At 46.1% G+C, this 20775-nt stretch carries 15 protein-coding genes; 11 read left to right on the forward strand and 4 right to left on the reverse strand.

What is annotated here, in order from left to right; all coding sequences use genetic code 11:
* The first annotated feature begins 72 nt into the window (after positions 1-72).
* Entirely contained in the window at positions 73-4233 is a 4161-nt protein-coding gene (locus tag NFI80_RS14660) for a carbohydrate-binding protein (RefSeq protein WP_235162584.1), read from the forward strand.
* 77 nt (positions 4234-4310) lie between these two features.
* Here the strand turns inward: NFI80_RS14660 and NFI80_RS14665 are convergent, their stop codons facing one another.
* On the reverse strand, positions 4311-5324 hold the full coding sequence (locus NFI80_RS14665; RefSeq protein WP_235157213.1) for a GlxA family transcriptional regulator: 1014 nt from the start codon (positions 5322-5324) through the stop codon (positions 4311-4313).
* A gap of 231 nt (positions 5325-5555) precedes the next feature.
* Here NFI80_RS14665 and NFI80_RS14670 point away from each other — a divergent pair, with 231 nt between their 5' ends.
* On the forward strand, positions 5556-6053 hold the full coding sequence (locus NFI80_RS14670; RefSeq protein ID WP_235162583.1) for a DUF1579 domain-containing protein: 498 nt from the start codon (positions 5556-5558) through the stop codon (positions 6051-6053).
* Positions 6054-6055: 2 nt separating this feature from the next.
* Here NFI80_RS14670 and NFI80_RS14675 read toward each other — a convergent pair whose 3' ends face one another.
* On the reverse strand, positions 6056-7177 hold the full coding sequence (locus NFI80_RS14675) for a PDDEXK nuclease domain-containing protein (protein WP_235162582.1): 1122 nt from the start codon (positions 7175-7177) through the stop codon (positions 6056-6058).
* 136 nt (positions 7178-7313) lie between these two features.
* On the opposite strand from NFI80_RS14675, the gene NFI80_RS14680 reads away from it, so the two are divergent.
* Positions 7314-8477, forward strand: a complete 1164-nt coding sequence (locus NFI80_RS14680) for a peptidoglycan DD-metalloendopeptidase family protein (RefSeq protein ID WP_235162581.1) — start codon at positions 7314-7316, stop codon at positions 8475-8477.
* 74 nt (positions 8478-8551) lie between these two features.
* Here the strand turns inward: NFI80_RS14680 and NFI80_RS14685 are convergent, their stop codons facing one another.
* Positions 8552-8956 carry a hypothetical protein gene (locus tag NFI80_RS14685; RefSeq protein WP_235162580.1) on the reverse strand — a complete coding sequence of 135 codons (405 nt, stop codon included), beginning with the start codon at positions 8954-8956 and terminating at the stop codon, positions 8552-8554.
* A gap of 201 nt (positions 8957-9157) precedes the next feature.
* Between NFI80_RS14685 and NFI80_RS14690 the strand changes: the two genes are divergently transcribed.
* From NFI80_RS14690 to NFI80_RS14700, 3 genes are all read left to right on the forward strand, one after another.
* Positions 9158-11086 carry a tetratricopeptide repeat-containing sensor histidine kinase gene (locus NFI80_RS14690; protein WP_235162579.1) on the forward strand — a complete coding sequence of 643 codons (1929 nt, stop codon included), beginning with the start codon at positions 9158-9160 and terminating at the stop codon, positions 11084-11086.
* Between the two features lie 44 nt (positions 11087-11130).
* Positions 11131-11748, forward strand: a complete 618-nt coding sequence (locus NFI80_RS14695) for a response regulator (protein ID WP_026630505.1) — start codon at positions 11131-11133, stop codon at positions 11746-11748.
* A gap of 70 nt (positions 11749-11818) precedes the next feature.
* Positions 11819-12526 (forward strand): hypothetical protein, encoded by a 708-nt coding sequence (locus tag NFI80_RS14700; RefSeq protein WP_235157197.1) that lies wholly within the window; start codon positions 11819-11821, stop codon positions 12524-12526.
* Positions 12527-12571: 45 nt separating this feature from the next.
* Here NFI80_RS14700 and NFI80_RS14705 read toward each other — a convergent pair whose 3' ends face one another.
* The gene (locus NFI80_RS14705) at positions 12572-14026 is read right to left on the reverse strand and encodes an arylsulfatase (RefSeq protein ID WP_235162578.1); all 1455 of its coding nucleotides are present in this window, start codon (positions 14024-14026) and stop codon (positions 12572-12574) included.
* Positions 14027-14372: 346 nt separating this feature from the next.
* On the opposite strand from NFI80_RS14705, the gene NFI80_RS14710 reads away from it, so the two are divergent.
* The 5 genes from NFI80_RS14710 to nagA all read left to right on the forward strand — a co-directional run bounded on the left by NFI80_RS14710 (position 14373) and on the right by nagA (position 20768).
* Positions 14373-15431 (forward strand): LacI family DNA-binding transcriptional regulator, encoded by a 1059-nt coding sequence (locus tag NFI80_RS14710; RefSeq protein ID WP_235162577.1) that lies wholly within the window; start codon positions 14373-14375, stop codon positions 15429-15431.
* A 172-nt stretch (positions 15432-15603) separates the two neighbouring features.
* Positions 15604-16611 carry a Gfo/Idh/MocA family protein gene (locus NFI80_RS14715; RefSeq protein ID WP_235162576.1) on the forward strand — a complete coding sequence of 336 codons (1008 nt, stop codon included), beginning with the start codon at positions 15604-15606 and terminating at the stop codon, positions 16609-16611.
* A 31-nt stretch (positions 16612-16642) separates the two neighbouring features.
* A complete protein-coding gene (locus NFI80_RS14720; protein ID WP_235162575.1) occupies positions 16643-17995 on the forward strand; it encodes a Gfo/Idh/MocA family protein in 1353 nt (450 codons plus the stop codon).
* Between the two features lie 238 nt (positions 17996-18233).
* On the forward strand, positions 18234-19556 hold the full coding sequence (locus tag NFI80_RS14725) for a sugar MFS transporter (protein ID WP_235162574.1): 1323 nt from the start codon (positions 18234-18236) through the stop codon (positions 19554-19556).
* A gap of 30 nt (positions 19557-19586) precedes the next feature.
* Entirely contained in the window at positions 19587-20768 is a 1182-nt protein-coding gene (gene nagA, locus NFI80_RS14730) for an N-acetylglucosamine-6-phosphate deacetylase (RefSeq protein WP_235162573.1), read from the forward strand.
* Positions 20769-20775 lie beyond the last annotated feature (7 nt).

Here is a 20775-nt window from a genome sequence, read left to right on the forward strand (position 1 = left end):
AAAAGTTTCTACATATTTTATAAAATACTTTAAACAAATTGTATCTTCCGACGAAAATTATACCCGTCACGAATGAAAAAAATTTTACTCTCCTATTTTCTATTTGCTTCTTTTCTAATTCAGGCACAGTCCTATAAAGCACTTCCCGGAAGAGTAGAAGCAGAAGACTATGCAGCCATGAACTCAGTAGGCACTGAGGCGACGTCAGATGCCGATGGCGGTCAAAATGTGGGATGGATCCAGGACGGCAGCTGGATGGATTATAGCGTTACTGTCACAGTTGCAGGCTACTACACATTTCGTTTCAGAGTTGCCAATGGATACAGTCCGGAAGCTGCCCTTTCCCTGAAATCTGCTAATGGCGATAAGCTAGGTCAACGTGTTCTGCCACAGACGGGCGGAATGCAAAATTATCACACCGTAAAGTTTGTAGTATTCCTTCCACAAGGCAATCAAACATTAAGAGTATATGCCGAGAAAGGCGGTTTCAACCTGAACTGGTTCGAAGCTGCGGCGTCCCGTAATGTTTCGGGAAGGATTGAAGCGGAAGATTTCGATGCGGTAAGCGATGTCAGAACCGAAACCACATCTGATACAGACGGAAACCTGAATGTCGGTTACATTGACGACGGCGATTTTTTGGATTACAACATTAATCTTGCAGGCGGCACTTATACGGCCAATTTCCGGATTGCCAATAGTTATGGATCAGGTATAATTGAGATTAAAAACGCAGCCGGAACGTTACTAGGGCAACTGAATGTACCGCAAACAGGCGGCTGGCAGAATTGGGCCACCATATCTACACAATTAACTTTACCATCCGGAAGCCAGGTTATTCACCTCGCAACGCCTCAGGGCGCGTTCAATTTCAACTGGTTTGAGCTTGTTCCGCAAGCGGCAGCAGCCAGCGGCACGGCGTTACCAGCAAAAATTGAGGCTGAAAGTTTCGATGCTTCCAATAATGTAGGAACCGAAACAACAGCTGACGATGGCGGCGGTGAAAATGTGGGCTGGATCCAGGAAGACAGCTGGATGGAATACCAGGTAAACACTGATGAATCAGGTATTTACACAATGAGTTACCGCGTATCGAATGGTTACAGCCCGGAAGCTTCCTTTGCCCTTAAAAAAAGTGACGGAACGGAACTGGGCAGAACCACGGTGCCACAAACCGGGGGAATGCAGGTTTACAAAACAGTAAATATGCTGGTTTCACTTCCGGCTGGAAACGAGACATTGAGGGTGCAGGCGCTGAAAACCGGCTGGAATTTCAACTGGTTTGAAGCCAAGGCATCGCGCCCGCTGGCAGGCAAAATGGAAGCAGAAACTTTCGACCTATCCAGCGACGTGCGTCTGGAATCAACAACCGACACGGATGGCGGTACGACCGTTGGCTACATTGACGATGGCGACTGGCTTGATTACAATGTGAAAATCGCAGCAGCCGGTGCTTATACGATCGGGTTTCGGGTTTCCAACAGTTATGGCAATGGCAATATCGAAGTTAAAAATGGCGCAGGCACTGTCTTGGGCAGCATTAATGTCCCTCAAACAGGTGGCTGGAACAACTATAACACGATCCGCACAACTGTGAATCTTCCGGCAGGAAGTCAGATCCTGCGCATTTATGCAAATCGCGGCGCATTCAATCTGAACTGGTTTGAGATTTCGGCTGGCTCGGTTCAGGAACAATCGACGATCACATTCAACGAAATAGGCGATAAGGGCTTGAATATAGGAACATTTGATCTGGTAGCCAGCAGCAATAATAATGAGTCGCCAATCACATTCACGTCTTCCAACACCGCAGTAGCAACCGTTTCCAATGCAACGGGCTCCTGGAAAGCAACACTTGTTGGTGCTGGTCAGACTACGATAACAGCTTCGCAAACAGGCAGTGAGCATTTCCTGGCCGCAGAAAATGTAAGCAGGAACTTAACCGTAACCGGACAATCCAATCCAACGAATCCGACTGCCGGGGCGAAAATTGCATTAGATCCGAAACGCTGGTACCAGGTAACCAATGCAACGACTGGCTTGGACAAACTGTTTGACGGCGACACGCAAACGGAAGTTTTGACGGGCTGGGGAAAAGTTGTCAACTATTACGATGCATATTATCCGCTTCTGGATGGTGAGCAAATAACACTCGAAGGTGTTAAATTCTTTGATTATGTGGGTTCGACAGTTGATCGCCCAATGGTTTTGTCGGTCATAAATGATCAATGGCAGCGCATTCCTGTTGCAACGTTTACCGGAACCGTATATAATGGATGGGTAGGTCCCTATCCTGACCGCGCTTCGAACAACCAATTCAACCTGGATGCACCCGTTTCCAACATTCGTTATCTCGTTTTGACTCTTCCTGACGTCCTTCCTACCGAAATAGAATTTTACGGAAGTCATACGCCCGCAGCACCTTCCAATGGCCCTACCCGCGCCAAGAATATCAGATTGAAAGACATGATGGGTGTTAACGGTTACGAGTGGAACTTTCAGGACGGCGCACATATTGAATCGCTCGTAGAACCAAAAGTGACGGCAGCAAAAAGTTTTTCAGGATTCCGTCACTATATGGACTGGGAAAAACTGGAAGCCGATGAGGGCGTATTTTCTTTTAACCCTACGCGCAGCGGAAGCTGGAACTATGACCTTATTTATCAAAGGCTGAAACAGGAAAACATCGAAGTGCTCGCTTGCTTGAAAACATTGCCGCCATGGATGCTGCAATCGTATCCGGAAAATGAGAGAGATTCCGAAAATGTGCCTGTACGCTATGGAAAAGACTTTAAAGATCCGCTTTCTTACATTGAGCAGGCCAAAGTTGCATTCCAGTATGTAGCCCGTTATGGCAGCAATTTGAATGTTGACCCAAGCTTGCTAAGTGTCTCGACGATTCCACGCTGGACCAATGATCCGCCTAATGAGGTGAAAATCGGCATGGATCTGATCAAATACATTGAATGTGATAACGAACGGGATAAATGGTGGAAAGGCCGCAAAGGTTATCAGACAGCCCGGGAATATGCGGCTAATATGTCCGCATTTTATGATGGTCACAAGAATACGATGGGAACCGCTGTTGGCGTGAAAAACGCTGACCCGAATATGAAAGTGGTCATTGCCGGAATGGTAACAGGGCCTGATTATCTCAGGGGAATGGTGGATTGGTGCAAAGAATTCAGAGGTTACCGTGCGGATGGAAGTGTGAATCTGTGCTGGGACGTTGTGAACTTCCACCTTTATACGGATGATGCCTCATCCAGCCAGGGTGGAAATTCGACCCGTGGAGCTGCGCCGGAGGTGACCAATGCAAACGTTATCCTTGACAATTTTGTAAAGGCATCAAGAGAAGTTTCTCAGGATATGCCCGTCTGGATTACAGAAGCCGGTTATGACCTGCATCAGAGCAGCCCGCTCAAAGCCATCCCGATCGGCAATAAATCAGCGCAGCAAACTCAGGCCGACTGGATTTTGAGAACTTCCCTTTTCTCCGCCAGACACGGAATTGAAAAAGTTTTCTTTTATCAAATGTATGATGACAATCCTGCTTACGACTGGATGTTTGGAACATCGGGAATGATCAACGACGATTTCTCACGCAGACCTGTCACAGATTATTTTATCCAGACCAAAAACCTTTTCGGTGATTATGTTTACAAAGAGACCATTCACGCCGACCCGGTTGTAGACCGTTATGAATTGAATGGCAAGTCGCTGTTTATCCTTGCTGTCCCTGATGAAGTGGGCCGCACAACCGAATACACGCTTAATCTGGGAGAATCCGGGATTGCAAAAGTCTACACGCCAACCGCAGGAAGCGACTATATGGCTGTGCAGGAAAAAGGCATCGTGGATGGAAAAGTGACAGTTACTGTTACCGAAACTCCGATTTTCGTAATCGCTTCAAACGCCCCTAATGCGCGGACCGCCGCATCGCCTGCTCCTGAATTAATCCCGGAACTGCCCTTGCACGAAGATGTAAATGTCTTCCCAAATCCTGCAACAGACTTTGTAAACGTTGAGTTGGCAAATGAAAGCAGTGCAAATGTTGAAGTGAAGGTTTTTGATGCAAAAACAGGAAGACTATACAAAAATGACGTTGTAAACAAGTCTGCAAACAAGCTATCTCACAAACTGAACCTGACGCATATGCCCATCGGCGCTTATATTATTGAAGTGAAGCAGGGAAACCAAAGCACATTTCGAAAAGTAGCAAAAGTGCATTGAGGAACCATTAGTACATTGAGGCATTCTTGTAACGCGCCTGGGATTTAACATTGAAGTTAAGCCCAGGCATTTTTGGTTTAATTCAAATAATGCGCCGTGCCGCGATTTGCCATGCGACTGCCATCGAGTTTTGAAATGTTGAATTTGTCCCGGTATTCCTTTGGCGTAACGCCCGTGCTTTTTTTAAACAGCTGCCGAAACGATTTCAGGTCGTTATAACCTGAGTTTAGCATCACTTCCAGGACACTCTGATCCGTTTGCGCCAGCAATTTTTTGGCAGCTTCTATGCGCGTTCGCTGCAAATATTCGATGGGCGTAACGCCAACCGCCTGCTTGAAACGGCGAACTACATTGCGCCTGCTGGCCGGAATGTCCTGGATAAGGGTTTCAATCGTGCTTCCTTCCTGGTATTCCTTTTCAATTTTTTGCTGCGCCATATTCACCAAACCATCACCATGATCCAATGATGGGGAAAATGTCCCGAAATAGGTCTGCTGCTCACGGTCCATATCAATTGCAAACATTTTTGCCGTACGCAAGGTCAGTTCCTTTCCGCAAAACCGCTGGATCAGATACAGCATTAAATGAAAGCTGCTTGTCGCTCCGCCACTTGTGTAAATGCCCTTATCGTCGGTCACAACCGCATCACTTTTCATGATCACGTCCGGGAAGTTAGACGCCAGCGCCATCGCGGAATCGATGTGCGTCGTAGCCTCTTTCCCATTGAGTAACCCCGCAGCGGCCAGTAAAAATGCGCCTGTACAAAAGCTCGCTATCTCGGCTCCGTTTTGATACTGTTCCCAAAGCCAGGGGATACAGATTTGATTCTTTGCAATGGACGATTTCAGGTCGCCAGCACCGAATGCGGGCACTAAAATCAGATTTTGCTGCGCGGCGGAAGTGACTGAACTGATCTCATAAGCCCCATAAAACTGAGATGGGGAAGCTTCGGGAGAAAAAAGATTAATATTGAAAAACGGAGCTCCGTGCTCGCGTTCATAGAACATGTTTGCCGATTCGAAAACATCCAGAATAGCCGCTACACTTAGCAAACGATGCTTATTGGTAATCAAAAGACCTAACTGTATCATTGTTATAGCGATTTAAAGCAAAATGCCCGACAATATAATATTATTTTGTCTCAAATGCCCCTATTTGCTGATTTTAAAAGACATAAATTATCAATGATACCCTTATTTTTGTCATAAATAAAAGCATTAAATTGACATACGATGAAGTGTAATTCCCAATCCAGCGCAAGTTTGCCGGGTTTAAATGCTATTTGTGTTAATCCGTGCATCCGTGGCTAAAAACAAAAAACAATGAGCAAATCAAAATTTGAAACTTCCCTGGAATCAGGCGTCCATAATCGATTGCAATCCCTGATCGGAACCTGGAAAGGGACCACCAAAACCTGGTTCGAGCCAGGCGTAGTAGCAGATGAGTCACCCATGGAAGGAACGATCCGCCCTATACTGGGAGGCAGATTTGTCATGCACGAATACAAAGGCTCCTTAACCGACAAGCCCTTCGAAGGCATCGCAATTTACGGTTTCGACATTCAGAACAACAAATTGCAATCGGCCTGGATCGACAGCTTCCATATGGGCACAGGTATCATGTTATCCAGCGGCGCTCCCCAGGCCTCCGGCTTTTCAGTCCTCGGCAGTTACGGTGGCCCGGAAATCCCCGAACCCTGGGGCTGGCGCACCGTAATCGAGCTCCTCGACAACGATAATCTCATCATCACAGCCTACAACATCTCTCCCGAAGGCCAGGAAGACAAAGCCACGGAGACCGTTTATAAGCGGGTTGGGTAAAATTATAGCTGTGCAAGTTCTTTATTGATAAAAATTTCAAGTACCTCCTTTGTAGGCAACTCAACGATATACTTGCTGACAAACAGCGGCATATCACTATCTGCAACTGCATATTCGATCAGCGCTTTATTCTGGTCCGTAACAAGTAACAACCCAACGGGTGGGTTGTCGCTTGGTTGCGCTATTTCCTTTTTATAATAGTTAATGTAAGTTTTGAGCTGCCCGATATGCTCATGCTTAGCCTCTTTTGTCTTCAATTCGACCAGCACATGGCATTTTAGTATGCGATGGTAAAATACCAGGTCAATGAAAAAATATTCCCCCCCTATCGTAATGCGTTTTTGCTTCGCTTCAAAACAAAATCCATGACCAAGTTCTATCAAAAACTCTTCCAGATTATCAATCAGCGCCTGTTGCAGATCGTTTTCATAAACCACATCCTTAGCCTTCAACCCCAAAAACTCGAATGTGAATGGCGATTTAATAAGATCTGCCATGTTCGTTTTTTCAGAAGTTTCATTCGCATGCAAACGGAGCTTCTGCTTATCAATGCTCAACCCCGATCGCTCATAGTAAAGCGTATTAATCTGACGCTTCAACTCACTCACACTCCAATTGCCCTTAATGCACTCGGATTCGTAGAAGACTCTGCTTTCTGCGTTTTTCAATGGTAACAGCAAACTAAAATGCGAAAAGGAAAGCTTTGAAATCAGTGTGTTCGAATCCAATTGATCCGTTGTTGAAATGATGTTATCAATTGGTGCAAGGGCATTATCACTTATGGTGCCGCCTGACGGTAAATTTTTTATAAAGGGCTGTAAACCAAAATATTGCAATTGGGCAGACACCGTCTGCCCAATTTGAGGATATGCAAGATAGAATTGGCGGAACAACTTCAGGTTACGAAAACTCAGTCCGTTTGTTGCTAACTTCTCAGCTAGAACCTCTAATAAGCGATCTCCGTAAGTAGCCCTATTCGATCCTTTCTGCTCAAATTCTATAATGTAAAAACCAATTAACCAATTCCGAACTGTTATATGTCTGTTGATTGCTTTCGCAGCGCTCTGTTCCATTACGCTGTGGAGGCCTTTGATTTCGCTGATCAATGAATCGAATTGTTGCATGGGTAGAAAAGTTTGTTGAATGAATGATACTGCCGGATAATATAGGGAGGCTGATTTGCAACTGGTCAATCCACTTTTCCAATGGCACGAATTTGTTAACTATCGGGAAATAGGTAATGCCGTTATCCCCGTAAGCATGTTTGTTCGCTTTATACTATTTCTGGTTATTGTAGCCTTCGCCGTTTCCTGTAAGCCGGTGCCGGTTTCGCATTGGTTTCCTGTAACGCCGCGGGAACATTATGAGAAGGAGCTGTATAGGGCCAAAATGGAGAACACTGCGGCTGGCCAGACGTGGTTCAGCGTTGGTGAAGCTGTGCTGAATGATTCGGTGTTTTCCAATGTGCCCTATCAGGAGCGTTTTTATCTGGGCGATTCTGTCCCGGCGCAGGCAATCCGTTTGAACATTCCGGAGGGAAGGAGATTAGTCATCACACCTTCGAGGGAGCCGGGCGACACGTCTGCACATTTCTTCATGGAACTTTATAAAATCAAGCGTAACGGCAAGCCGCAGCGACTCGACTACATTAGTGACAAGACACAATCATTGACCTATACCAACAACGACTCCGACACTTTACTCCTGCGCTTGCAAACCGGCCTGAACGAGCAAACGGCCGTTTCGCTTTCACTAACCACTGAACCTGTATTAGGTTTCCCGGTTTCCGGGCATAGTATGTCGTCTGTAATCAGTTTCTGGGGAGCCGATCGCGACGGAGGTGTGCGGTCTCACGAGGGGATTGACATCCGGGCCAAACGCGGAACGCCGGTCGTTGCGGCACAAAATGGCTTCGTAACACAAACAGGGACCAATAATCTCGGTGGAAAAGTCGTGTTTCTCTCTTCCATGAGCAGCCCATACTCCCTATATTATGCGCATTTAGACAGTCAGCTGGTTTCGGTTGGTGAGCGCGTTGTGGTTGGAGATACACTAGGATTGGTTGGAAACACGGGAAATGCGATTACCACTGCACCACATTTGCATTTCGGGATTTATGCACGTGGCTCCGGTGCCGTTAATCCGTTACCATTCATAGACAATCGGAAAGAAAAAATTACCGGTCTGCCCCAGCGCTCACGCTGGCTTGGCGATACGGTCCGCATTCGGCGTAAAGCCAATTTGTATGTTTCACCGCAGTTTGAAAAGTCCGGTCAGATTGCTTCCCTGTCCGCTAATACATTGGTTAGGATATTGGGTGAAATGGCAAAAGGTTTCAGAGTCGAAACAGAAGACGGAACAAAAGGATATATCCCTAACGTGCCACTGGAAGCATATTCGAAAGAGATCTCTTCAATTAAATAACAAATTCCGGCACAGATAACTGGTATATCTGTGCCGCACTTTTATTTCATGGCTATACTAAATGATGGGGGGCACTATTGCTTGTCAGCGATCATTTCAATTTCCTGATTTTCAAAAACTACAAAAATGTTCAGCTTATTGGACTTTACACTGCCCACTTTTTCGGAGCCCTCGTAAATGTCAATTCCCGTGCTTCCGGAATTTTTAAGATTTAATGTTCCCAGATCCTCATCGGGCTCAGAAACGCCGTCAATCTTGGCTTTCATTTTTGCAGTTACCACTTCGGCAGAGAACTTGTCGAGCTGAACCGTTATTACTGCTCCATTCAAGGGCTTTTTAACCCCGTCTACATTTAACTCGGTAACTTTATACGAGCCCGCAACCTGCGCGGCCAGTTCGGGTGCCGGATCTTTGTCTTTGTCCTTTTGGCAGGCAAAAAATAATGTACTCAGGAATAAAATCAGGAAAATCTTTTTCATGGCTGTTTTAATTAATGTTTGAATAAATAAATGTCATAAAATGTCCTTTTTGACCCGACAAAGGTAGATCGGTGCAAGCCCGCCAATCAATCCTCTGAAAGTAGGATTTTCGAAAAATCATGCTTTTAGAGGATATTATTGAAAGGTTTTATTTAGGAATTTTACACCCGTAATTTTCAAGTCAAAACTCCTCCACGATCGATGAAATCAGTTTTTACGACGGCTTTACTCATTCTTATTTATGGTCATGTTAGCGCGCAAAGCGGTGATGCAAATTCGATTTTAAAGAAGATCAGGGAGAGTAAGGAGGATACAAACCGCGTGCTGGCTTACATTGAATATGGCAATCTGCTCGAAAACCAGAACATCGACAGCGCAGGCAAATATTATCTCAAAGCAGAAGCATTAAGTCAAAAGCTGGATTATAACATTGGGAAATTCAAATTCCGCTCCAACTACACTTATATACTGAACCTGCAAGGCAAGTTTGAGCAAGGACTTAAATTGAATAAGGAGAGCCTGAAAATTGCAACAGACATGAAACATCAGGTGAACATTGGTAAAAGTCTGGCCAATATTGCCACCAGTTACGTCTATATGGGCAATTTTACCGAAGCTATTAAATATTACCAACGCTCAGCGGATCAGTTTGAAAAGCTGGGAATGAAGGAATTTTTACCCAGACTTTACATCAGCATCGGCTCCGCATTTGAACACGCCAATCTTTTCAATAAATCATTGGTATACAAACAAAAAGCATTGCAGCTCGCCCGTCCAATGAAGGACAGCCTGCAACTGGCCGACATCCTGACCAATCTTGGCGGCAACTATTTCAATTTAAAGCGCTACAAAGAAGGTTTGGCAGTTTATACCGAGGGCCTTGCGGTGGCTCAAAAAATCAAATCGGACATTTTCATCGTGCAAGCTTACGGCGGGCTTTGCCGGGTGAACCGGGGGCTGAAAAAGTTGGACATTGCCCGGGAATATGGAGAAAAAGGATTGGCCCTCGCCAGAAAAACGGGCAATGTGTTTCTGGAAATGGAGTGCCTGCGAGCGCTAATGTTCGTTGCAGAGGATTATAATGACACTGCCCTATCCGCCAAATACACCCGGGAGGCCCTCAAAATTGCAGAAGCTAATGAAATGACAGACCATTTGGTGGAGCTGTACGAGGATTACGCAACCGATCTGGCGCGGGAAAACAACTACAAAGGCGCCTATGATTATCTGATGAAATACAACCTCATGAATGATGCAATCCAGGGTCTTGACGTGCAAAAACAATTACAGGAACTGGACACAAAGTATCTGACGGCCCAAAAAGAAAAGCAGATCGTAACATTAGAAAAGGAAAAACAAACCCGCAACACACTAATCTACAGCCTCATAGGAGGATTTATCGCATTCATCATTATAGCAGTTTTGATTTACAGGAACATTGCGATCCGCAAGCGGATCGCTGAGCAGGAGGTTTTACAATTACAACAGGAAAAACAGCTGGTAGCCACAAACTCGATTTTGAAGGGCCAGGAAGAGGAACGCACCCGCGTAGCCAGGGACTTGCACGACGGTCTCGGCGGATTATTATCTGGTATTAAATTAACTTTAAATTCCGTGAAAGGAAATGTAATTCTTCCCGAGGAAAGCGCTATGACCTTTACCCGGGCAATCACACAACTGGATGGCGCCATCAGCGAAATGCGCCGCGTAGCACACAGCATGATGCCCGAAACGCTGGTCAGGTTTGGCCTGATCGAAGCCCTCAGCGATTTCTGCGAAGGGATCAGCGCATCCGGACAGTTAAAAGTAACAATGCAGGACTTCGGCTTCGGAGAGCGTCTCGATTCATCCATCGAAATCGTGCTCTACCGCGTCGTACAGGAGCTTTTGAACAACGTTCTGAAATACGCCGAAGCAACCGAAGCGCAGGTGCAGCTTACCAGGATAGGCAGCAATGTAAGCCTTACCGTGGAAGATAATGGTAAAGGTTTTGATGTCAAGAGCCTGGAAACCAGCAAAGGCGCTGGATTCAGGAATGTACAGGCAAGGGTGGATTATCTCAATGGTAAGCTCGACATTCAATCCAAGCCCGAAGAAGGCACGTCGGTGCTGGTAGAAATTGAAGTATAAAGTGCTTTTAGCAAAAAGAACGTAACCCAAATTTACCTCAACTTATGAGCACCAAAATCCTGATTGTAGATGACCACCCAATGGTGTTGGAAGGCCTGAAATCCCTTTTATCTGAAAGCGAGGGGATATCGGTCGTAGGCACCGCCTCTAATGCCATCGACGCCATTGCATTTCTGAAATCCAACGAAGTGGATATCGCTTTTCTGGACATTAACCTGCCCGATATCAGCGGTATTGAGCTTTGTAAGAAGGTTAAGGATCAATTCCCGGAAGTAAAAACGCTTGCGTTGAGCACATTTAGTGAACGCGCTTACGTTTCGCGCATGATCCAGAACGGGGCTTCGGGATATCTCATTAAAAGTTCGAGCAAGGAAGAAATCCTGGAAGCGATTCAGCAAGTGCAAGCCGGTGGGTATTTTATGAATGTCAATTTCGATCAGGCCGCAGCAACACCAACGCCCAAAACAATCCCATTCCTGACCCGCCGCGAAAAAGAGGTCCTTCTCCTCATCGCCGAAGGTCTCACCAACCCCCAAATCGCCGACAAACTCTTCATCAGCGTAACCACCGTAAACAGCCACCGCCAAAATCTGCTAATGAAATTCGAAGTTTCCAACACAGCCTCGCTTATTAAGCTTGCAGCTGGGCTGGGGCTGATTTGAGGAAAAAGTCATTTTAGACGTATACTGGCAAGGATTTTTTATTCCTGTTAAGAATATTTATCCTATCCACATGATAAAAACGATTTACTACTTCTTCTTTGCACTAATTTTTTCAGCGACGAGCTCTTTTGCGCAGCTTACTATTTTTAATGTTTCCTCGTCTGAGATTACGGAAAAGAATAAGCTTAGTTTTCAGCAGCAATTTGAAATCCAGGACGTTATTAATTCCACAACCACTGCAACTTACGGGCTTGGGAAATTTTGGGAAGTGGGGGTCAATGTGTTTAATGTAAATTATGAACGGGCTTCACATCACTTTGTCCGCAACGATTCCAGTGTAGTTGAGCCTTATGCGCCTTTGCTTCTCGTCAATACGCAGAAGTTATTTAAGATTAACAAAGTGCTGGGAATCGGAATTGGGGGATTGATCGGGACAAATCTTGCCCATAAGAAGCATTTGGTTTATTTTACATATACCAATCTTGCGGCATCGCTTGCAGATGACCATTATAAATTAGCGGCGGGCGGCTATCTGGCAAACAATGGCTACCTGGGTGAAGGCCCGATCGAGGGTGTGCAGCTGGGACTTGACGCCGGCATTTGGTATGAAAAAATACATTTACTCGCCGACTGGCTTTCCGGCTCGCATTCCAAGGGGCAGCTTTCCACAGGCGTCGGCATCTATTTTCTGAAACATTTACCCGTATCCGTTGGCTGGCAACGCTCCAACGCCGACGGCTCCCAAGGCTGGGTCCTGCAAGTGACTTACGTTCCCTGAATTTATTTAGCGTAATGAAAACGGCATTGAATAATGCTCAGCTTGTCATTCATTCGTCACCAGGCTCCCAAACGGGAATAATGCAGATGACACGTGTGCTTTGTTCATGATCTGGCCTAGCTCTTTTGCTTTTTCGGGGAATTGAGGGGTTAGGTTTGTGGTTTCACCTGGATCTTTGGAGAGGTCGTAGAGTTCCACCAATGCATCCGGGTTCCCGGCAGCTTTTAACCTGATGGCTTTCCAGTTTCCTTGCCTCACAGCCTGCCTGCCGCCTTGCTCGTGGAATTCCCAATATAAATAATCGTGCTTTTTCTGGGTAGGCTTGCCTTTTAGTGCATCTGTGAAGGAAATGCCGTCAATGTTTCGCGGCGTTTGTGCCTGGGCGAGTTCGGTGAATGTGGGCAGAATGTCCCAGAATGCGCCTATAAAATCACTTTTCGATCCCGGTTTGATTACGCCCGGCCAGCGTGCGGCGAACGGCTCCCTAACCCCACCCTCGTACAAATCACGCTTTACACCCCGGAAACCGCCACTGCTCCTGAAAAATTTGGGGTCAGCACCGCCTTCTACATGCGGACCATTGTCGCTCGTAAATATGACAAGCGTATTCTTATCCAGTCCTTTTTCTTTTAATTTATCCAAAACCTGCCCCACATAAAGATCCAGACGCGTGACCATGGCAGCTAATGTGGCGCGGGGGAATTCCTGAGACGTATACCCGCCACTTTTTGCATTGGAGCCATAATCTGCTCCACGGTAAAATTTCTCTTCAAACTTGCCTTTATATGATTGAAAAATACTGTCGTCGGGCACAATCAGTTCTGCGTGAGGCAGAATATATGGCAAGAACAGGAAAAACGGCTGTTTACCATCTCTGGTATCCATAAAATCCAATGCCTTTTTCTGGATCAGATCGGGTGCGTATTCCTTATTATATAGCAGATCTTTGTTTGCCTCAAGAACAACTTTTTTAGCATTGTCCCAAAGATGGTCCGGGTAGTAGCGATGCGCCAGGCTTTGGCAATTGTAGCCGTAGAACTGATTAAAACCCTGTTTGTTAGGATCTCCCTCAGAGCCGACCGGCCCGAGCCCCCATTTACCAAATGCACCGGTGACGTAACCGGCTTTTTGCAAAATTTCAGCAACCGTCAGTACGGAATCGGCGATGGGCTGCTGTCCTTCGGGTAAAACGGATTTATTTCCTCTGATATAGGTATGCCCGGTATGCTGGCCGGTCAACAAGGAAGATCGGGAAGGTGCGCAGACGGAAGTTCCTGCATAAAATTGATTAAAAATCATCCCTTCTCGGGCCAGCCGGTCAATGTTCGGGGTTCGGATGAATTTTTGTCCGTTAAACCCGACGTCGCCATAACCCAGGTCATCGGCGAGGATGAAAATGATATTTGGACGAACTGTTTTTGTAGCTGGTGTCTGGGCTTGTGAATGCGCTCCCGGGAATAAAACTAGCAAGCAGCAAAACAGTGCAATAACGTTTTTCATTATTTACTCCTATATTTGATATACTCCAAAAGACATTGCAACCGCTGGAATACTTGAAAATCGGCGGCTATCTTTGCCCTGATACCCTACGACAGCACAGACGACCGGCATGAATTGACAACCACCGAAAATTCCGGCAAGTCGGACCTGAGCTGTCTCATAGGGTATCAGGGTTCAATAACATCTATCCTGAATGCGACCTTGAAAGTATAATCTACTTACTTGATAGACAAAATAAAGATATTAAAATCAAACAAACAACAGGCGAAAGCAATAATACTTAATCAACAGGTAGATTTTTTGAAATAAAACTTCTTTGCACATCTACCAATAGTTAACTTCCCGGATGGAGAAAGACAATACTTATTTCGGCGTGAAGGAAATCGCGCGGCGGGCCAATGTTTCGATTGCAACAGTAGACAGGGTCATTCACAACCGCACCGGCGTTTCTGAAAAAACCAAAAAGAAGATCAATGAGATCATTAAAGAACTTGATTATCAACCTAATATATTAGCAAGCCGGCTGGCGTCACGCAAGATCATTTCCCTGGCTGTGCTGCTTCCTAAGGTTTCTGCCGAGACAGACTTCTGGGAGGCGCCACTTAAAGGGACCGTCCGGGCGCAGCAGGAAATCAAGAAATATGGCGTTCAGGTGAGCACATTTCTTTTTGATTTAAATGACCATAATTCTTTCAACGAACAGACGAAATTAATTTTGGCGGGCACTTTTCATGGTGTTTTGCTTGCTCCTTCCTTTGTAGAGGAAGCGCGTGAGTTTGCCGCTGAATGTACCAAACTGAAAATCCCGTTTGCCTTCATCGATTCCGACATTCCGGATCAGGATAACCTGACCTATATCGGCCCTCATTTATTCCAAAGTGGCTATGTAGGGGCCAAATTGCTGACTTATCGCTTAAAGGAAAATCATAAAGTGCTGGTTGTCAATATTTCGAAAGACACGGATACTTACAATTATTTGCAGATCGAAGAGGGTTTCAGGTCATATTTTAAAGATCATAACTTGCCCGGTGAGATCATTCGGATGGACATTAAGGATACAGATAACCTTTCCGTGACAAGAGATCTGAAACGCATGCTGCACACGCACGAGCATATTGAGGCTATTTTTGTAACCAATTCACGCGTTTCCGCCGTGGCTTCCTTTCTAGAAAAAGACAATCGAAAAGACATTTCTTTAATTGGCTATGATTTCCTTAAGGAGAACATTCGCTTTTTGAATGAAGGGCTGATTGATTTTCTGATCTGCCACAAACCTGAGGAGCAGGGTTACCGGGGATTAATGGCCTTATACCAAACTTTGGTGCTCGGCGCGCCTGTTGAAAAAATGCATTTCATGCCGATTGATATCATTACAAAAGAGAACCAGGCATTTTATCAGAATTGATCGCTATTCAGCCAAATGCAGTATAAAACCTTTCTTTTTCTTACTTGTTCAAAATAATTTATAATCAAATTGCACAGTAAGTTGTTAATAAAAATATGTTTGTATATTTACGGGTACGTGCCCGAAATGACTTTTTCGGACTGACTATTCCTAAACACTTTATAATAAGTATATGCATTTGAGCAGAAGAAACTTCATTCTCAAATCCGTCGCGACCGGTGCGGGACTCGGATTACTGGAATATTTACCTGCCATTGCCAGGCCGGCTGATGGAAAACGGGTGGGCATTATCGGCCTGGACACCTCTCACAGCATTGCATTTACAAAGGCACTAAATGCTGCCACGCCGGACCCGGTTTATGACGGTTACAAGGTCACAGCAGCCTATCCGCAAGGAAGTAAGGACATTGAATCCAGCACCAAACGCATCCCGGGTTACATTGAAGAAGTGAAAAAGCTCGGTGTCAAAATCACTGGCTCGATCCAGGAATTACTCGCAGAAACGGATGTGATCCTTCTGGAAACCAATGATGGCCGGTTGCACCTGGAACAAGCATTGGAAGTTTTCAAAGCTGGCAAAAGAATGTTCATCGACAAACCAGTAGCAGGTTCATTATCAGACACTATTGCGATTTATAATGCTGCTGAAAAATACAAGATCCCTGTTTTCTCGGCTTCTTCCCTACGTTATATCAAAGGACTTGAAAATATAGACAAAGCCAAGGTTTTGGGCGCTGACACTTACAGCCCTGCGGTTTTGGAAAAAACACACCCTGACTTTTTCTGGTATGGCGTTCATGGTGTTGAAACGCTTTACACCGTCATGGGAACGGGCTGTAAAAGCGTCACACGTGTAGGCACGCCTAACACGGACATTGTCGTAGGCATATGGAGCGATGGCCGCACCGGCACATTCCGGGGAACGCGGACCGGCAAACACGACTACGGCGGGACGGTTTTTACAGAAGACGGCAATAAGGTTTTAGGCCCATATGCAGGTTATGAGCCACTTTTGGTGGACATTATTAAGTATTTCAAAACGGGTGAAATGCCTGTTACACCTCAGGAAACCATTGAAATTTTCGCATTTATGGAAGCTGCGGATGAAAGCAAGCGCCAGGGGGGAAAAAGCGTTATGTTGGAAAGTGTGCTGAATAAAGCCCGGAAGTCTGCTAAGTAATTCCGCCAAATCCCTTAATCATCCATACGATATGAAAAATATTCCTAACGAAAGAAGAGATTTTTTGAAGAAAACACTCGCAGGGAGCGCATTACTGACCGTGGGTGGCATTCTGCCGGGTTTCAGCCCAAAAAGTTATGCGAAGATCATTGGCGCAAATGAAAAAGTTCGCGTGGGCGTTATGGGCGTAAACAGTCGTGGACTGGCGCTTGCTTCCAACTATGCATTGCAGCCAAACTGTGAGGTTGTTTCAATTTCGGATGTCGATTCGAGAGCCGCAGAAAAGTGCATTAATACGGTTAACGACATTCAAAAATCAAAGCCTGCGAACACGCCTGACTTTCGGAAAGCACTGGAAAATAAGAATATGGACGCATTGGTGATTGCTGCTCCCGACCATTGGCATGCGCCTGCGGCTATCCTGGCTTCCAAAGCAGGAAAGCATGTTTACCTCGAAAAACCTTGCAGCCACAATCCCCACGAAGGTGAAATGCTGATTAAGGCCGCAAAAAAATACAAGAATGTGATTCAAATGGGCAACCAACGCCGTTCGTGGCCGAATGTGATGGCTGCGATTAAGGAAGTGCATAGCGGTGCGATTGGCCGTCCGTATTTTGTAAAGGGTTGGTATACGAATAACAGAGCGTCCATTGGCGTAGGAAAAGAAACTGCCGTGCCGTCGTGGCTGGATTATGAGTTATGGCAAGGCCCTGCGCCGCGGCGCGCTTATAAGGATAATCTGATCCATTACAACTGGCACTGGCTTTGGAACTGGGGAACCGGCGAAGCGCTTAACAACGGCACCCATATGCTGGATTTGATGCGCTGGGGATTACAGGTTGAGTATCCTAATCGCGTAACATCCTCAGGCGGACGTTATCGTTACAAGGATGACTGGGAAACACCTGATACGCAGATTATTAACCTTCAATTTGACAATAACACTGCGATGTCGTGGGAAGGCAGAAGCTGCAATGGCCGAACCAACGAAGGCAGCAGCGTTGGAGTGATTTTCTATGGAGAAACGGGCTCATTGCAAATTGGGGAAGGCAACACTTACACCATTTACGGGCTGGATAACAAAGTAATTAAGGAAGTTAAAAATGACTTTGTAATTGATCCGAGAAATAAGATGAACCCGTCGCAGGGACTGGATGCATTGCACATTCAGAACTTCTTTGATGCCATTAAAAAAGGGACACCACTGGCTTCCGAAATTGTTGGCGGCCACCAAAGCACATTGCTCGCGCAACTCGGCAACATTGCCTACCGCTCCGAAGGCACATTACATATAGATTCCACAAACGGCCACATTAAAAATAACAAAGAAGCCGAAAAGCTTTGGAAAAGAGAATACCAAAAAGGCTGGGAACCAACTATTTAAGATCCTAGAACAAAATCTGAGATTATTAAGCCCCCAGATTAAAATCTGGGGCAACAAATAAAAATCCCCTGACAGGGATAATGGCAATAATCCCCGTCAGGGGAGAAGCATAACTAGCCCCAGATTTCAATCTGGGGTTTAAAAGATCAAAATCAAGGAGAATAGAAAGGGTTCCCATCAGAAGATCAAGATTTTATTACCCCGGGACCTCAGTCCAGGGCCTAACGCCAACGAACACATGAGCAGCGCCTCCGTAGCAATAAAGGTAGAGAACCTGACGAAGCGGGAAACAATGATCTCGATCTTTCTGATCGGGCTGATGTTTTTCATCTTTGGGTTTGTTTCCTGGGTGAATTCCATCCTTATTCCGTATTTCAAAATCGCTTGCGAACTGACTAGTTTTCAGGCTTACCTCGTCGCTTTTGCTTTTTACATTGCCTATTTCGTGATGTCAGTCCCTTCTTCCTATCTGCTGCGGGCGGTGGGTTTTAAGAAGGGAATGATGTTTGGATTTTGGGCGATGGCTTTGGGCGCATTCATTTTTGTGCCTGCGGCTATGTCGCGGACTTACGAGATATTTCTGCTGGGATTGTTTACGATTGGCATTGGGCTAGCTATTTTACAAACGGCTGCTAATCCCTACATTACCATTCTCGGAGCAAAAGAACGGGCAGCGCAGCGGATCAGCATCATGGGGATTTGCAATAAAGCGGCCGGGATTTTGTCTCCCATCGTTTTTGCAGCCGTCATCCTCCGTCCTACCGACACGGCGATGTTCCAGCAGCTGAGCTCGATGACTGACATTGAACGAAGTGCCGCATTGGACGAGCTGATCCGGCGGGTCATTAATCCTTACATTGGGCTGGGAAGTTTTCTTTTCATTCTTGGTTTTTTAGTTTACAAATCACCTTTGCCAGAGATTGACACCGAGCATGAAAGCGAACATTTGGCCACTGCGAATGCGGGTAAAACAAGTATTTTTCAGTTTCCACACCTCATTCTGGGCGCATTAGCGATCTTTTTGCACGTGGGAACGCAGGTGATCGCCATTGACACCATTATTGGTTATGCCAATTCAATGGGCATTGATCTGCTGGAAGCAAAGGTTTTCCCTTCTTACACGCTTTTTTGCACCATTTGCGGATATCTGATCGGGATCACCGTCATTCCGAAATACATTAGTCAGGTTACGGCGCTTCGAATTTGCACATTGCTGGGGACCATTTTTACGCTGCTGATCATTTTTGCCAAAGGTGAATTGGTATTCCTGGGGCATACGGCGGACATTTCCATCTGGTTTGTGGTGCTGCTGGGATTGGCAAATTCACTCGTTTGGGCAGGAATATGGCCGCTGGCGCTGGATGATCTGGGAAGATTTACCAAGCTCGGCGCTTCCATTATGATCATGGGACTGTGCGGAAACGCCATTATGCCCCTTTTTTACGGCTATTTTGCAGATATGCTGGATGTGCATCAGGCTTACTGGGTGCTGCTGCCCTGCTATTTGTATCTCGTTTTTTATGCAGTGAAAGGGCATAAGCTGAGGAGATGGGGATTTTAAAATCTCCTGACAGGAAATAACACATTGCTTATGAAATTGAAAATAACAAACGGCCACATTATCACGCCATTCCGCTACATCCGGAACGGAACATTGCTGGTTGAAGATGGTGTGATACTGGGCATACAAGAAGGAAATGTCGATTTTCCGGATGCGGAGACCGTTGATGCGGGAGGAAATTACATTGCGCCGGGCTTCATTGACCTGCACATTCACGGCGGCGGCGGTTATGATTTTATGGATGGGACCGTGCATGCCTTTTTACGCATTGCCGAAACCCATGCCAAATACGGAACCACAGCGCTGGTTCCCACGACATTAACCAGTGAAAAAGAAGATCTGATGCAAACGCTGGACAATTACGAAGAGGCCAATGCGACGAACTTGAAAGGTGCGCAATTTCTCGGAATGCATCTGGAAGGGCCATATTTCGCATTAAGTCAGCGCGGTGCGCAGGACCCGCGATACATCCGCAATCCCGACCCCAAGGAATATGAAGAAGTGCTGGCTTACTCCTCGTCGATCACGCGTTGGAGCGCTGCGCCGGAGCTTCCCGGAGCCATTGATTTTGGCAAAAGATTAAAACAAAAAGGCATTCTGGCAGCCGTAGCGCATACGGATGCTATTTATGAGGAAGTGCTGGATGCTTATGAAAACGGTTACACGCTGGCAACGCACTTATATTCAGCCATGTCCGGCGTGACACGCAAGAATGCGTTTCGTTATGCGGGCACCATTGAAAGCGCTTTTTTGCTCGATATGGACGTGGAGATCATTGCCGACGGCGTGCATTTGCCCGCACCGCTTTTGAAATTGATATACAAAATAAAAGGTCCCGACCGCATTGCACTGATCACCGACGCCATGCGCGCCGCCGGAATGCCTGAGGGCGAAAGCACATTAGGCTCCCTGAAAAACGGCCTGAAAGTGATCGTTGAAGACGGCGTCGCCAAATTACCCGACCGCACCTCGTTCGCAGGAAGCGTATCCACGACGGACCGACTGGTCAGAAATATGGTGCAAATGGCCGATGTTTCGCTACTTGATTCGGTGCGGATGATGACGGCCACGCCTGCTCGAATCATGGGCGTGGATCACAAAAAAGGCACATTGGTGGCTGGCAAAGATGCGGATATCGTGATTTTCGACAGTGATATCAACATCCAAAAGACAATAGTAAGTGGCAGGGTTATATACGACAAGCAATTTTAACGAACAC

The organism is Dyadobacter chenhuakuii, assembly GCF_023821985.2.
In the GTDB taxonomy this organism is placed as follows: domain Bacteria; phylum Bacteroidota; class Bacteroidia; order Cytophagales; family Spirosomataceae; genus Dyadobacter; species Dyadobacter chenhuakuii.

Excerpts from the sequence above, each read along its gene's own strand:
- NFI80_RS14715 (WP_235162576.1), top strand. The coding sequence starts at position 15,604 with ATGCATTTGAGCAGAAGAAACTTCATTCTCAAATCCGTCGCGACCGGT.
- NFI80_RS14665 (WP_235157213.1), bottom strand. The coding sequence starts at position 5,324 with ATGATACAGTTAGGTCTTTTGATTACCAATAAGCATCGTTTGCTAAGT.
- NFI80_RS14725 (WP_235162574.1), top strand. The coding sequence starts at position 18,234 with ATGAGCAGCGCCTCCGTAGCAATAAAGGTAGAGAACCTGACGAAGCGG.
- NFI80_RS14700 (WP_235157197.1), top strand. The coding sequence starts at position 11,819 with ATGATAAAAACGATTTACTACTTCTTCTTTGCACTAATTTTTTCAGCG.
- NFI80_RS14705 (WP_235162578.1), bottom strand. The coding sequence starts at position 14,026 with ATGAAAAACGTTATTGCACTGTTTTGCTGCTTGCTAGTTTTATTCCCG.
- NFI80_RS14720 (WP_235162575.1), top strand. The coding sequence starts at position 16,643 with ATGAAAAATATTCCTAACGAAAGAAGAGATTTTTTGAAGAAAACACTC.
- NFI80_RS14685 (WP_235162580.1), bottom strand. The coding sequence starts at position 8,956 with ATGAAAAAGATTTTCCTGATTTTATTCCTGAGTACATTATTTTTTGCC.
- NFI80_RS14690 (WP_235162579.1), top strand. The coding sequence starts at position 9,158 with ATGAAATCAGTTTTTACGACGGCTTTACTCATTCTTATTTATGGTCAT.
- NFI80_RS14675 (WP_235162582.1), bottom strand. The coding sequence starts at position 7,177 with ATGCAACAATTCGATTCATTGATCAGCGAAATCAAAGGCCTCCACAGC.
- NFI80_RS14680 (WP_235162581.1), top strand. The coding sequence starts at position 7,314 with ATGTTTGTTCGCTTTATACTATTTCTGGTTATTGTAGCCTTCGCCGTT.
- NFI80_RS14670 (WP_235162583.1), top strand. The coding sequence starts at position 5,556 with ATGAGCAAATCAAAATTTGAAACTTCCCTGGAATCAGGCGTCCATAAT.
- NFI80_RS14710 (WP_235162577.1), top strand. The coding sequence starts at position 14,373 with ATGGAGAAAGACAATACTTATTTCGGCGTGAAGGAAATCGCGCGGCGG.
- nagA (WP_235162573.1), top strand. The coding sequence starts at position 19,587 with ATGAAATTGAAAATAACAAACGGCCACATTATCACGCCATTCCGCTAC.
- NFI80_RS14695 (WP_026630505.1), top strand. The coding sequence starts at position 11,131 with ATGAGCACCAAAATCCTGATTGTAGATGACCACCCAATGGTGTTGGAA.
- NFI80_RS14660 (WP_235162584.1), top strand. The coding sequence starts at position 73 with ATGAAAAAAATTTTACTCTCCTATTTTCTATTTGCTTCTTTTCTAATT.